Annotated in this window: 14 protein-coding genes; 6 read left to right on the top strand and 8 right to left on the bottom strand. The window is 70.1% G+C overall.

The window, feature by feature from the left end; translation table 11 throughout:
- The first annotated feature begins 182 nt into the window (after positions 1–182).
- Positions 183–1,688: a response regulator gene (locus O5I81_RS20730; RefSeq protein WP_271066763.1), complete on the top strand. Its 1,506-nt coding sequence runs from the start codon at positions 183–185 to the stop codon at positions 1,686–1,688.
- A gap of 38 nt (positions 1,689–1,726) precedes the next feature.
- Positions 1,727–3,811: an MFS transporter gene (locus O5I81_RS20725; RefSeq protein WP_271066762.1), complete on the top strand. Its 2,085-nt coding sequence runs from the start codon at positions 1,727–1,729 to the stop codon at positions 3,809–3,811.
- A gap of 213 nt (positions 3,812–4,024) precedes the next feature.
- Here the strand turns inward: O5I81_RS20725 and O5I81_RS20720 are convergent, their stop codons facing one another.
- From O5I81_RS20720 to O5I81_RS20700, 5 genes are all read right to left on the bottom strand, one after another.
- Positions 4,025–4,879 (bottom strand): serine protease, encoded by an 855-nt coding sequence (locus O5I81_RS20720; RefSeq protein WP_271066761.1) that lies wholly within the window; start codon positions 4,877–4,879, stop codon positions 4,025–4,027.
- Positions 4,880–4,898: 19 nt separating this feature from the next.
- Complete coding sequence (locus O5I81_RS20715; RefSeq protein WP_271066760.1) at positions 4,899–5,327, bottom strand: DUF350 domain-containing protein; 429 nt, start codon at positions 5,325–5,327, stop codon at positions 4,899–4,901.
- Positions 5,328–5,408: 81 nt separating this feature from the next.
- Positions 5,409–6,569: a 23S rRNA (adenine(2503)-C(2))-methyltransferase RlmN gene (rlmN, locus tag O5I81_RS20710; protein WP_271066759.1), complete on the bottom strand. Its 1,161-nt coding sequence runs from the start codon at positions 6,567–6,569 to the stop codon at positions 5,409–5,411.
- A gap of 74 nt (positions 6,570–6,643) precedes the next feature.
- Positions 6,644–8,842 (bottom strand): AsmA family protein, encoded by a 2,199-nt coding sequence (locus O5I81_RS20705; protein ID WP_271066758.1) that lies wholly within the window; start codon positions 8,840–8,842, stop codon positions 6,644–6,646.
- Positions 8,843–8,917: 75 nt separating this feature from the next.
- On the bottom strand, positions 8,918–9,022 hold the full coding sequence (locus tag O5I81_RS20700) for a hypothetical protein (RefSeq protein ID WP_271066757.1): 105 nt from the start codon (positions 9,020–9,022) through the stop codon (positions 8,918–8,920).
- Between the two features lie 63 nt (positions 9,023–9,085).
- Here O5I81_RS20700 and modA point away from each other — a divergent pair, with 63 nt between their 5' ends.
- Positions 9,086–9,874 (top strand): molybdate ABC transporter substrate-binding protein, encoded by a 789-nt coding sequence (gene modA / locus O5I81_RS20695; protein WP_271066756.1) that lies wholly within the window; start codon positions 9,086–9,088, stop codon positions 9,872–9,874.
- Here the strand turns inward: modA and O5I81_RS20690 are convergent, their stop codons facing one another.
- Both O5I81_RS20690 and O5I81_RS20685 read right to left on the bottom strand, forming a co-directional pair.
- Positions 9,875–10,420 (bottom strand): hypothetical protein, encoded by a 546-nt coding sequence (locus tag O5I81_RS20690; protein WP_271066755.1) that lies wholly within the window; start codon positions 10,418–10,420, stop codon positions 9,875–9,877.
- Positions 10,421–10,513: 93 nt separating this feature from the next.
- Positions 10,514–10,882, bottom strand: coding sequence for a hypothetical protein (locus O5I81_RS20685; RefSeq protein ID WP_271066754.1), 369 nt, complete (start codon positions 10,880–10,882; stop codon positions 10,514–10,516).
- Positions 10,883–10,988: 106 nt separating this feature from the next.
- Between O5I81_RS20685 and O5I81_RS20680 the strand changes: the two genes are divergently transcribed.
- The 3 genes from O5I81_RS20680 to O5I81_RS20670 are packed head-to-tail and all read left to right on the top strand — an operon-like array spanning position 10,989 to position 12,735.
- Positions 10,989–11,633 (top strand): HAD-IA family hydrolase, encoded by a 645-nt coding sequence (locus tag O5I81_RS20680; RefSeq protein ID WP_271066753.1) that lies wholly within the window; start codon positions 10,989–10,991, stop codon positions 11,631–11,633.
- Positions 11,630–11,926 (top strand): 4a-hydroxytetrahydrobiopterin dehydratase, encoded by a 297-nt coding sequence (locus O5I81_RS20675; protein WP_271066752.1) that lies wholly within the window; start codon positions 11,630–11,632, stop codon positions 11,924–11,926. The genes O5I81_RS20680 and O5I81_RS20675 overlap by 4 nt, the downstream gene beginning before the upstream one ends.
- Positions 11,927–11,958: 32 nt before the next feature.
- On the top strand, positions 11,959–12,735 hold the full coding sequence (locus O5I81_RS20670; RefSeq protein WP_271066751.1) for an SDR family oxidoreductase: 777 nt from the start codon (positions 11,959–11,961) through the stop codon (positions 12,733–12,735).
- On the opposite strand, the gene O5I81_RS20665 is transcribed toward O5I81_RS20670, so the two are convergent.
- Positions 12,736–13,128, bottom strand: coding sequence for a hypothetical protein (locus O5I81_RS20665; protein ID WP_271066750.1), 393 nt, complete (start codon positions 13,126–13,128; stop codon positions 12,736–12,738). It lies immediately after the preceding gene.
- Positions 13,129–13,161 lie beyond the last annotated feature (33 nt).

Genomic DNA, 13,161 nt, shown 5'->3' with positions numbered 1-13,161 from the left:
CGAGCCTTAGCGAGAAATCAGGAGGCGGGCCCCGCCGGCGGTAGGGGAGAATCGTCAGGCAGGGGTCCCCCCTCCTGCTTTGTCGCTCACGCTCCAAAGCTGTCCTCCCCCCAACGGGCGAAGAGTTGGACTCTTCCGCCCTCAAACGCACCCTTAACCGGTGTGCCCTATCCTCCCCGGCCATGACCGACGCGATCACCCCGACACAGCTGGCCACCCTGAGCCACGAGTTCCGCACGCCCCTCAACGGCGTGCTGGGCATGGCCCGGTTGCTGGACGGCACGGCCCTCAGCCCCGAACAGCGCGACTATGTGAAGGCGCTGAAGGAAAGCGGCGACCATCTGCTGGGCCTGATCAACGACGTGCTCGATCTCGCCCGCCTCGGGGCCGGTAAGCTCGAGCTGCACCCGGCCCCGATGGAGGTCGAGAGCCTGCTGCGCCAGGTCGCCGAACTGATGAGCCCGCGCGCCCATGAAAAGGGCATCGAGGTGGCCTGGGCCGCCGCGCCCGGCCTTGGGACCATCCTCGGCGACGAAGGCCGCCTGCGCCAGGTGCTGCTCAACTTCGCCGGCAACGCGGTCAAGTTCACCGAAAAGGGCGGCGTCCTGATCGCCGCCGAGCCCGAGGGCCCCGGCCGCATCCGCTTCACCGTCACCGACAGCGGCCCGGGCGTGCCCGACGACGCCAAGGGCCGGATCTTCGAGCCCTTCACCCACGCCGACCCCAGCCACGGCGGCTCGGCCCTCGGCGGCGCGGGCCTTGGCCTGGCCATCGTTCAGCTGCTGGCCGAAGCCCACTGCGCCCATGTCGGCGTCGAGGATGCGCCGGATGGCGGCGCCCGGTTCTGGTTCGCGGCCGACTTCGAAGCGGTCGGCGAGCAGACCGCCGATGACAGCCTGGCCGGCCAGACCGTCGTCGTCGCCAGCCCCAATCCCGCCGTCCGCGCCGCCGCCGTTCGCCAGATCGAGGCCTGTGGCGGCGTCGCCCTGGCCGCCGCCGGCGTGGCCGGAGCCGTCGCCAAGGCGCCGGCCGGCGCCGTGCTGCTGGTCGACCACGGCCTGATCAAGAGCCGTCGCAGCCTCAAGCCGCCGGCCGGCCACGCGGCCATCGTGCTGCTGCGCCCCGACGAGCGCGACCGCATCGAGCCCTGCCGCGCCGCCGGGTTCGCCGGCTACCTCATCAAGCCGCTGCGCCGCGCCTCCCTGGCCGCCCGCGTGCTGGCTGCTCAGGGTGTCGCCACCCTGGTCGAGGCGGTCAGCAACGAGGACGAACGCATCGCCCCGGCCACCGCCCAGGGCGCCCGGGTCCTGCTGGCCGAGGACAACCCGATCAACGCCCTGCTGGCCCGCACCCTGCTGGAACGCGAGGGCGCCGTCGTCGATCGCGCCGCCAGCGGCGAGGAGACGCTGGCCGCCCTCGAGGCCGGCCGCTACGACCTCATCCTGATGGATGTTCGCATGCCGGGCCTGTCGGGCCTCGACGCCACCCGGGCCCTGCGCCAGCGCGGCATCACCACCCCGGTCCTGGCCCTCACCGCCAACGCCTTCGAGGACGACCGCCGCGCCTGCCTGGCGGCCGGCATGGACGACTTTCTGGTCAAACCCCTGACCGCCGACGCCCTCCGCACCGCCCTGACCCGCTGGGCCCGCTGGACGCCGCCGACGGCGCAGGCCAAGTTGACCGGCTAGACGGGGCAGCGTTCGCCCCGCCTTCGGGAGGGGTAAACATGGCCGCAGCCGCCGCAACGGACGACAAGCCGCAGGGCCAACAAAGCGCCAACCAGCTGCTGTTCGGCTTCCAGGGCCGGGCGGCGCGGCTGCAGTTCTGGCTGGTGGTCATCGCGTCCGCCTGCATCTTCGGCCTGTTCTGGGGCCTGGTGAACCTGCAAGCCCCGCCGGCCCCCGGCGTCGCCCCGCCGCCCAAGCCGCCCGGCTCAGAACTGCTGGAAGCCATGCCGCTGATCATCGGCATCGGCCTGATCTGGCCGCTGCTGGCTATCGGGGTGAAGCGGCTGCACGACCGGGGCCGCAGCGGCTGGTGGCTGCTGGCCGCCGCCGTGCCCGTGGCCGGCTGGGCCTGGTACGTCTGGGAGGCCGGAACGCGGCCGGGCGTCGATGAGACCAACCGGTTCGGCGAGAACACCCGCGCCCAGGGCGAGGCGACGCGCGACATGCGCAGCGTCACCATCATGTTCTTTCTCGGCTTTGCCGCCGGCCTGCCCAACCTGCTGGTGTTCGATACCCTGAGCATATGGCTGCGCGAGGACGGGGTCAGCCTGAAGGTCATCGGCTTCTTCACCCTGACCACCATGTTCACGGCCCTGAAGTTCCTTTGGGCCCCGGTCATCGACCGCACCCGCGTGCCCCTGCTGACCAAATGGCTGGGCCACCGCCGGTCCTGGATGCTGATCGCCCAGGGCGTCATCATCCTCGGCCTCTGGGGCATCTCGGTGCAGAACCCCAAGGCCACCCTGGTGACCATGGCCCTGATGGCCGTCATCGTCAGCTTTTTCTCGGCCACCCAGGACATCGTCGTCGACGCCTGGCGGATCGAAGTGGTCGAAAAGGAAATGCAGGGGGCGATGGCCGCCAGTTACCAGTGGGGCTACCGGGTGGCGATGATCATCGCCGGGGTGGTGCCGCTGATCCTGGCCGAACTTTTCGACTGGCACATCTCCTACGCCGTCATGGCCGCCGCCATGGGTGTCGGTGTCGCCGCCGCCATCCTGGCCCCGCGCGAGGCCCAGCATTCGGTGCGGCCGATCTCGGTCGAGGGCGTTCCCGCCCGGCCGGCCCTGGAAATCGTCGAATACATCGTGCGCGGCGGCCTGCTGCTGCTGGGGGCCCTGATGCTCGGCGCCGGCCTGACCGGTGACGCCTCGGCGGCGGCCTGGCTGCTGGGCGGGGCGGAGGCCGGCGGGGCCGGTCTGGTCAAGCTCTTCGAGAGCGACTGGAAGGCCCTCTGGCAACTGGTCGGGGTGTTCGGCGGTTTCGCGGTCATCGCGCTTGCCGCCTGGCCCGTGCCCCGCTTCCCGACCCGTCCCGGCACCTATCTGTCGACGGCGCTGGGCGAGCCGCTGGTCGAGTTCTTCGGTCGCTACGGCAAGCTGGCGGCCTTCATGCTGGCCCTGATCTGCTTCTACCGGGTCAGCGATTTCGTCATCAACATCAACGGCGCCTTCTACACCGACCTTGGCTTCTCCAAGCCCGAGATCGCCGAGGTGCGGAAGGTGTTCGGGGCGGTGATGTCGATCATCGGCGTCTCGCTGGGTGGCTGGTCGGTGCTCAAGCTCGGCCTGATGCGCACCCTGATCATCGGCGCCTTCCTGGGCTCGCTGAGCAACCTAGCCTTCGCCTGGATGGCCCTGGAGGGGCACAACGTCTACGCCCTGATGGGCGCCATCGCGGCCGACAACATCGGCGGCAGCTTCGCCGGCACGGCCCTGATCGCCTACATGTCCAGCCTGACCAGCATCGGCTTCACGGCGACCCAGTACGCCCTGTTCAGCTCGCTCTACGCCCTGTTCGGCAAGCTGCTGGCCACCCAGTCGGGCCGCATCGTCGAGGAGTCGGCCAGAGCGGCGGAGGTCGGCGGACCCCTGGAGAGCCTGCGCGGCCTGATCGCCAATGTCCCGCCGGAGAGCTACGCGGCGGCCATGGAGAAAAGCCAGGTCACCCCGGCCGCGCTCGGCGTCGGCTATTTCCTGTTCTACATCTACACCACGGTGATCGGCATTATCGGCATGATCCTGGTCTTCTACGTCGCGGCCCGCCAGCCGAAGCCGGAAACGGCCGCCGATCCGGCCTCATAATTTCCTCCGGGTGAAATTCCACGGGCGGCCGCAAGGCCTCGATCCCGACGGCCGGCGATCCGGTCGTTTCCGGTGGTTTCCGGTGGGATTCAGGTGGGTCTTAAAGAGGGTAAAAGCCGCGCTGGCGTCGGTATCCGGTGGGTCGCCGAGTGGGTATTAAGGGGTTGAATAAATTCAGCTTTACCCCTCCGGCCTGTGGTATAATCGCTTCGCTCAGACCAGACAGACCACCTGCGCCACCCGCAGGTCCCGGCGCAGGGCGTCGGCGACGCGGCCGTAGTTCTCGGTGTTGACCGGCTCGCCGGTGGCCAGGTGCGAGGGGGACTGGCTGGCGGCCTGCATGGCGGCCAGCAGGGTTTCCGGGGTGGTGGTGTAGATGCGGCCCCGGCGCGGGGCCTCGGCGACGGTGACGCCGATCACCCGGCCGGCCGCGTCCAGGGCCGGGGCGCCGGACAGGCCCGACAGCGGGCCCTTCAGGGTGTTGGTGCGGCCGACCTCTGCCCAGACCAGGACCGGCTCGGTCTGCTCGCCCCGCTGCCGCTGGGCCAGACTGCGGACCACCAGCCGTTCGCGGCCGAGCAGGCGGGAGGTGACCTCGCCGGCCTTGCCCTGCGGGAAGCCGGGATGGAAGGCGCGGTCGCCGCGCTTGAGATTGCGGGCCTGGGCCTGGTCGATGACCGGCATGGCCGGAGCGCCGCCGTCGCTGATCAGCACCACGGCTTCGCCGGCGGCGGCGACGCTGACCCGGGTGGCGACGCCGCGGCCCTCGGCGACGACGATGGCCACCTGCGGACAGCCCTCGACCACGTGGCGGGCGGTGATCCAGACGCCGTTGTCGGCGATGGAGAAGGCGGTGCCGCTGCTCGGCTGCGGCCGGTTCTGCTGCACGTCGACGACCACCGCCGGGTCGAAGGGCGAGGCGGGGCCCAGCGGCACGCCCTCCTCGCCGGGCACCGGCGGTGGCGGGGCAGGGGCGTCGGCCTTCTCGCGCCGGCCGACCGACGCGATCACCAGCGCCAGGACCACGGCGCCGTAGATCGTCCAGTCCGGAAGCCGCGGGAAGTTCATTGGGCCAAGGTCACAAGGGCTAGGCGCTGATCGCCGCCGACAGGATCAGGGCGGTGGCCAGCTTGGCCCCGACCAGCAGCAGGGCGGCCGACAGCTCGCCCTCCTGGATGCGCTGCGGCAGGCCGTGCAGCACGAAGTCGGTCAGCCGGAAGACCAGCAGCTGGACGAAGGTCACCGCCACGCCCCACAGCCCGATCTCCAGCAGCGAGGCCGAGCTCTGCAGCGCCGTCGCCAGCGGGATGGTCAGGGCGACCAGCACCCCGCCGAACGACAGGGCGGCGGCGGCGTTGCCCTCGCGGATCAGGGTGATCTCCTTGTGGGGCGTCAGCACCGCATAGAGGGCGGCCCCGAGGATCAGCATGACCAGGGTCACCCCGGCCTGGGCCAGGGCGAAGGGGAAGCCGTTGGCGAAGGCGGCGATTTCCGGAGACTGCAGGTCGGTCGGCATCACGGATCCCGAAAGGAAGAGGCGCCGATGGTTAGCACGGTCAGGCCCGGGTGTGACAAGGTCTTCCCCCGGCGGGTGGCCTTACGCCGCGGCTTCCGCATCCGGCGCCGCCTTGCGGCGGGCGCTGGCCCGGACCTTCTCGCTCTCGCTCTTCAGCTGGCCGCAGGCGGCGAGGATGTCGCGGCCGCGCGGGGTGCGGATGGGGGAGGCGAAGCCGGCCTTGTTGAGGATGGCCGCGAAGGTCTCGATCACCGGCCAGGTCGAGCACTCGTAGGGGCTGCCCGGCCAGGGGTTGAAGGGGATCAGGTTGACCTTGGCCGGGATGCCTTTCAGCAGCGCCACCAGGGCGCGGGCCTCGGCCGGGCTGTCGTTGACGCCCTTCAGCATGACGTACTCGAACGTCACCCGGCGGGCGTTGGAAAGGCCCGGATAGGCGCGGATTCCCGCCATCAGCTCGGCGATCGGGTACTTCTTGTTGAGCGGCACCAGCTCGTTGCGCAGCTCGTCGTTGGTGGCGTGCAGGCTGATGGCCAGCATGGCCTGGGTCCGCTCGCCGAGCGCCGCCAGTTGCGGCACGACGCCGGAGGTCGAGACGGTGATCCGCCGGCGGCTGATGCTGATGCCCTCGTTGTCGCTGAGGATGTCCAGCGCATCGGTGACGGCGTCGAGATTATAGAGCGGCTCGCCCATGCCCATGAAGACGATGTTGCTGAGCAGCCGGTCTTCCTTGTCGGACGGCCATTCGGCCAGGTCGTCCTTGGCCACCTGCACCTGGGCGACGATCTCGGCGGCGGTCAGGTTGCGGACCAGGGCCTGGGTGCCGGTGTGGCAGAAGGTGCAGTTGAGCGTGCAGCCGACCTGGCTGGAGACGCACAGGGCGCCCGACCGGCCGACGTCGGGAATGTAGACGGTCTCGATCTCGATGCCGGGGGCCGTGCGGATCAGCCACTTGCGGGTGCCGTCCTTGCTGACCTGCCGCTCGACGATTTCCGGCCGGGCGATGGTGAAGGTCTCGGCCAGCTTGGCCCGCGTCTCCTTGGCGACATCGGTCATGTCGGCGAAGTCGGTGACCCCGGCCTGGTGCATCCAGCGCCAGATCTGGCTGGCCCGCATCCGCGCCTTGTCGGCCGGCACGGCGCCGCCGTCGATCAGCGCCTGGCGCAGGCCGTCACGCGTCAGACCGCTGAGGTTGACGGGAGAAACAGGCTTGGCGGCCCGGGAAAGGTCGAGGGTCGTGGTCACGATGGGAAATGTCCGATGGAGACGCGCCCTATAGCAGATAAGGCCGCTTTCGGAAATCGCAGCGGATGGGCCGATCAGTCGCGGTTCTTGCGACTGTTGCGATCCCGGTCCTGCTTCTCGTCGCGGACGGCCTTCTGGCGGTCCTTCTCTTCCTTTTTCGCCCCCTCGATCTGGCTCTCGGTGACCGGCGCCGTCTTCAGGCTGGTCGGCGCCCCGCGCCGGCGGCCTTCGCGGACCAGGGCCCCGCAGTTGGCGTCGTTGGCCAGGCCCGGATCGACGAAGGGCAGGATGGCGGCGAAGGGATTGAGCGCCGCCAGCGCCACGGCCGCCCCGCCTTGGCCGACCAGCGGCCCGGCTTCGACGCCTACGCCCGGCTTTGTCAGCGGACCCTTGACGGTGATCGGCAGGAACAGTCGCAACAGGCGCGGCTTCTTCGAGTCGCCTTCGAAGCGCAGGTTCATCGTCTCCTTCTCGAGATTGATGCTGCCGCTGCCCTCGGCCAGCACAACCCCGGTATCGACCAGGATGCGGTTGGATCGGGCCACCCCGTTGCGCACCTGGAAATCGGCGACGGCGCAGCGCAGGGGCGTGGTCTTGGGGTCTTCCGACAGCAGCTTGATCAGCCCGGCGCTGGCGTTGACGCCCAAGAGCTCGGCGAAGGCCTGCCGCACTTCGCCGCGTGGCGCGACCAGGGTCAGGGAGCCATTGGCGTTGGCGGCGGCCCGATGCACCGAATTGCCGGACCCCGACAGCTTCAGCCGGGCGGCCAGCGACCCTTCGATCACCGGCAGGCCCTGAACCCTGGTGGTCACCCAGTCCTCGATCCGGCCGCCGGTCATCCGCAGGTCGAGATCGGTCCGGGGGATGTCCCTGGTCGCGTTGAGCACCACCGTCCCCTTGATCGTCCCGCGGTCGAGGCTGAACGAGATCGGGTTCATCTTCAGGACGCCGTCGGTCAGGTCGAGGTCCAGCGAGAACCGGCGCAGGGGCAGGCCCGGGGCGTTGACGGCGTCGGCCCGGAAATTGACGTCGGCGTTCATCGCCCGGATGCGGTCGACCTGCAGGGTGGAGTCGGGGAGCAGCCGCCCGCCGGTGGTCGGGGTCGACTTGGTCTCATCGCCGACCTGGCGGGTCCGCATGCCGAAGAAGGCGCCCAGGTCGTCGAAATCGACCCGGCGGCTGCGCAGGTCGGCGGTCAGCATCGGCTTGTCGCCCGAGGTGTCGATGCTCAGCTGGCCGGCGACGTCGCTCTCGCCGACCGTCCCCCGCGCCTGGTTCAGGTGCCAGCGGCCGCCGTCGCGCACCAGGCCGGCGCTGACCCGGTAGGGCGGAGTGTTGGGCAGCACCACGCCGGTCAGGACGTAGAGGTCGTTCATGTCGGCGCCCGACAGGCTGAAGCGGGCCCCGAAGCGGTTGAGGTCGAAGGGCCGGTCGATCTGGCCGTCGGCGCGGACGCGGGTGGCCCCGGCCTGCAGCTGGGCGTTGAAGCGGTAGGGCCGGTCGGGCGAGATGTTGAGCAGCGGCTCGCCCTCGATACGGGCGACGAACCTGGCGCGGTTCAGGGATCCATCGCCCTTCAGCAGGAAGCGGCCGGCCGTCTCGCCGGCGGTGCTTTCCTCGGTCGAGACCACGCCCTCGAACACCGCCTTGCGGCGGGCGTCATCGAGCCGCAGCTCGGCGCGGTCGATCAGCAGGCGGCGGACGGCCGGCAGTTTGGCCGACTTGCCCTTGTTGCGGGCCCCGAACTCCCAGTTGCCGCGCCCGTCCCGGTCGCGGATCAGGTGGATCTTCGCCTGCCGCACCCGCAGATAGCTCAGCACCGTGCGGCCGCGCAGCAGGTCGGGCAGCTGCAGGCTGGCCTCGACGCGGCCGACCGTCGCCATCTGCTCGCCAGGCTTGGCGCCGGCGTCGAGGGCCCACTTCGGCTGGCCGATCCGCAGGTCGTGAATCTCGGCCCGGGGATTGAGCGACCAGGGATGCACATCGAGGTCGCCGGCCAGCACCACGGTGCGGCGCAGCTGCGCCGAGGCGAGGCCGCCGATCGGGCCGCGCAGCCAGTTCCAGTCGAAGATCACCAGGAAGCCGACGATCAGCAGCATGACCACCGACAGGCCGATGACCATCCGGGTGGCGACCCGGGGGTCGTGTCGCTCGCGGCGGGCGGCGGCCTGCTCGGCGGTTTCGGGCTCGAAGGCGTGCTTCAGACGGGCGCGGGCCCGCGCGGCAAGCCGCGCGGCCGATCCCCCGTCAGGCGTATTGGCGTCCTGGCTCAAGCAAACGTCTCCGAGCCCCCAGGGGTCGGTAACGTCCGGACTCGGCGAATGGGTTCCCGGTCCTCCGGGTCCGGATCAGTAGACCAGGCGGAATCCGGTCACCAGGGCGGCCAGCGCCAGGAAAGCGACGATGGCGACAATCTCATACCGTTTGAACATCGGTCCGTTCGGCGAACGCATGGGGATTCTCCCTGTCCCGTTTTGATCCAGCAAGGGGAGAGGTCCGCAAGGCGCGGGCCAGTTATGGTTGCCGGCGGATTCACCCTCTGGCAGGACGGGGAGATGATCGCGCGGCGTACAGTTCTGGCGGCCGGCCTGGCCCTGGCGGCGGGCCCGGCCCTGGCGCGGGGCGGCATCCGCATCTTCGCGGCCGCCTCGCTGCAGACAGCCCTGACCCGGATCGCCGCCGGCTACCGCGGCTCCGGCGCGCCGCTGCGGCTGTCGTTCGGCGCCTCTTCGGCCATGGCCCGCCAGATCGCCCAGGGGGCGCCGGCCGACCTGTTCGTCAGCGCCGACAGCGAATGGATGGACTGGCTCGGCGCCCGGCGGCTGATCGCCGCCGGCACGCGGCGCAACCTGCTGTCCAACCGGCTGGTGCTGATCGCCCCGAAAGGCTCGACCGTCAGGCTGAAGATCGCCCCGGGCATGCCGCTGGCGGCGGCCCTGGGCGGCGGGCGCCTGGCCATCGCCGACCCGGTGTCGGTGCCGGCCGGCAAGTACGGCAAGGCGGCGCTGATCAAGCTGGGCGTCTGGGACAACGTCGCCGGCCGCCTGGCCCCGGCCGAGAATGTCCGCGCCGCCCTGGCCTATGTCGCCCGGGGCGAGACGCCGCTCGGCATCGTCTACGCCACCGACGCTCATGCCGAGCCGAAGGTCAGGGTGGTCGGCCTGTTCCCGCCGGCGACCCACCCGCGCATCCTCTACCCGGCCGCCCTGACCCGGGCGACACCGGCCGGACAGGCGGTGCTGGACTATCTGTCGGGCCCGAAGGCCATGGCCGTGTTCGCCGCCGAGGGCTTTCTCAAGCCCTGACTATTCGGTCTTGCCCGGCCAGGTCAGGTAGCCGTCACGGTCGGTTCCGGCATAGCCGCCGCCCCGCCGGCCGTGACCACGGCCGCCGCCGTCGTAAGCCACCACGCCGCCACCGCTCGAGGAATAACTGTAGCCGCTCTCCGAATAGCGGGCGCTTTCGGAATAACTTTCGCTTTCCTCGACGCTGACCGAGCCGCCGACCCGGCGATAGCCGCCGCTGTAGTCCCCTTCGTCCAGGTAGCCGACGCCCTCGGTCCCCGACCGGTAGCTGTAGCGATAGCTGGACTCGCCGCCGCCGCGCCCGTGGCGCACGACCTTGCGGACGTGACCGCCGGTGCGGACTGTCTGTTCGGCTGTGGCGACCTCGACGGTCTTGCCGGCCTCGACGTCGGCCTTGGCCGGCGCCGGCGCCCGCGCCGGGCAGCGGTCCTTGCAGCAGCAGTCGGCGGTCGCCTGCTGGCTCCCCTTGCGGTTGGGGGTCAGCTCATCGCAGGCCGACAGGGCCAAGGCGGAGACGCCGATCAGGGCGAGGGACAGAAGACGCATGGCAAAGCCTGACGAGACAGAGGGATCCGACCTCAGACTGTGCCGGGCGCGCCGCCAATGCCCGCCGTTTCACCCGCCAAGGGAGGGACAGAGTTAACCCACCCCTGTGCGTTGCAGGCGGCGCAGAGCCAGGGCGATCAGCAGTCCGGCCGCGATGCCGGTGCTGTTGGCCACGGCGTCCCAGGCGTCGCCCTGGCGGCCCAGCCCCATGGTCGACTGCAGGATCTCAACCCCGACCCCGGCGAGGAACAGCCCCCCCGCCAGCCGGCCCAGGCGTCCGGGGAAGGTCCAGGCGCCGAGCAGGGTGAGGGCCAGGTAGGCGAGGGCGTGCTCGGCCTTGTCCCAGAAGGTCAGCCCCTGGGGCAGGGCCTCGCCCGGACTGAGCGACAGCCAGGCGATGACGCCGCAGGCGATGGCGAACAGGAGGAGGCGGAGGGGGAGCGGCGGGAGGAACAGGGACATGCGCCGCCAAGGTGACGGCTCACGGGCGCGCCGCAAGAGGAGATTTGGTGAAGACGATCCGCTGAAACCCCAGTATGCGTGCGGCGCGCGAACCCGAGGGGCGAGAATGACGGTCAAGGCGGTGATCTGGGATTTCGGCGGGGTGATCACCTCCTCGCCGTTCGAGGCCTTCAACCGGTACGAGGCCGAGAAGGGCCTGCCGCACAATCTGTTCCGGACGGTCAACTCGACCAACCCCGACAGCAACGCCTGGGCCCTGTTCGAGCGCAACGAGATCGACGCCCCCGGCTTCGACGCGATGTTCCTGACGGAATCGACGGCGCTCGGCCACCCGGTGCGCGGGGCCGAGGTGCTGGCCCTGCTGTCGGGTGATATCCGCCCCCGGGTGGTCGCGGCGCTGAACACCTGCAAGCAGCACTTCAAGGTCGGCTGCATCACCAACAACGTCCAGACCGGCCACGGCGCCGGCATGTCGGCCAACACGCAGAAGGCGGCGGCCGTCGAGGGGGTGATGGAACTGTTCGACGCCATCATCGAAAGCAGCAAGGCCGGCATCCGCAAGCCGGACCCGCGCATCTACCAGATGATGTGCGAGCTGCTGCAGGTCGAGCCGGCCGAGTGCGTCTACCTCGACGACCTCGGCATCAACTGCAAGCCGGCCGCCGCGCTCGGCATGACGGCCATCAAGGTGACCGGCCAGGACCAGGCCCTGGCCGATCTGGAACGCGCCACGGGATTGTCCTTCGCATGACCCGCCCCTCGAAGATCGGCGCTGCCCAGGCGCTGAAGTCCCTGCCCCACTGGAAGGCCGCCGAGGGCGAGCGCGACGCCATTGTCCGCACCTTCCAGTTCAAGGATTTCAACGCCGCCTTCGGCTTCATGACCCGCGTCGCCCTGGCGGCCGAGAAGCTCGACCACCACCCGGAATGGTTCAATGTCTACAACCGGGTCGAGGTGCTGCTCAGCACCCACGACGCCGACGGGGTGACCAGCCTGGACATCGCCCTCGCCGCGATCATGGACGAGGCCGCCGCGGCGCTCTAACGGTTGTTCGAAAGAGCATTCGGAGGAACGAGATGTCGGGACGGGTCGCGGGCAAGAAGGCTTTCATCACCGGTGGGGCCCAGGGTCTGGGGGCCGGCGCCGCCCGGCGCCTGGCCGAGGAGGGGGCGAAGGTCGCCCTGGCCGACCTCAACCTCGAGGGCGCGCAAGGGATCGCCGACGAGCTGAACGCCGCCCACGGCCGCGGCACGGCCTATGCCTACCGCCTCGATGTCACCGACGAGCAGGGCTGGATCGACACCCTGCTACGGGCCAACGCCGACATGGGCGGCATCTCGGTGCTGCTCAACAACGCCGGCATCAGCCGCGGCGCCGATATCGAGAACTGCACCCTCGACGATTTCCGCATCACCATGAGCGTCAACGTCGACAGCGTGTTTCTGGGGGCCAAGCACGCGATTCGGTACCTGCGCGAGAACCAGCCGGGCTCGATCATCAACATCAGCTCGATCGCCGGCCTGATCGCAAACCACAACGGCCCGGCCTACAACGCCTCCAAGGCGGCGGTCTGGCTGCTCAGCAAGAACATCGCCCTCTACTGCGCCAAGCAGAAGATCGACGTCCGCTCCAACTCCATCCACCCGACCTTCATCGACACCCCGATCCTCGACCCGATCCGCCAGCGCTTCGGCAAGGAGGAGGGCGAGGCCAAGCTCGGCCGCCAGGTGCCGCTGGGCCGCATCGGCACGCCGAAGGACATCGCCGACGCCGTGCTCTACCTGGCCTCCGACGAAAGCCGCTTCATGACCGGCGCCGAGCTGAAGCTTGACGGCGGCATTTCGGCGATGTGATCAGTTGATCAGGATCGTCCCGATCAGCAGCTTGGCCCCCGGCTTGCCGAGGACGCGGTCGGTCTCGCGCTGGAACTTGGCCGCCAGGTAGTCGGCGTCCGGCAGGGTCGCGGCGGGCAGGCCCGAGGCGTAGATCTGCAGCACCTGGGCATAGGCGGCGCGCAGGCGCGGGGCCGAGGCGGCGGCCAGTTCGCGCAGCTGGTCGTTGGCGACATCGACCCCGACCTCCATGGTCAGCACGCCCCGGGTGCCGTTGCGGCGGAAGATGGAGGCAGTCAGGGTCTGGATCTGGATGTAGCTGGCGCCGCCTCCCTTCTTCTTCTCAGGCCCGTTGGCGGCGGCGATCGAAGGAACGAGCGCGACGAGCGCGGCGAGGGCGAGACGGCGGTGCATCCGCCTCCCTTAGTCCCGCATGGTTTATGCGTG

The sequence above is a fragment of the Caulobacter sp. NIBR1757 genome (assembly GCF_027912495.1).
Lineage (GTDB): Bacteria > Pseudomonadota > Alphaproteobacteria > Caulobacterales > Caulobacteraceae > Caulobacter.
Note: the sequence above shows the minus strand (reverse complement) of the source record. Positions and strands in the feature narration are given on the sequence as shown.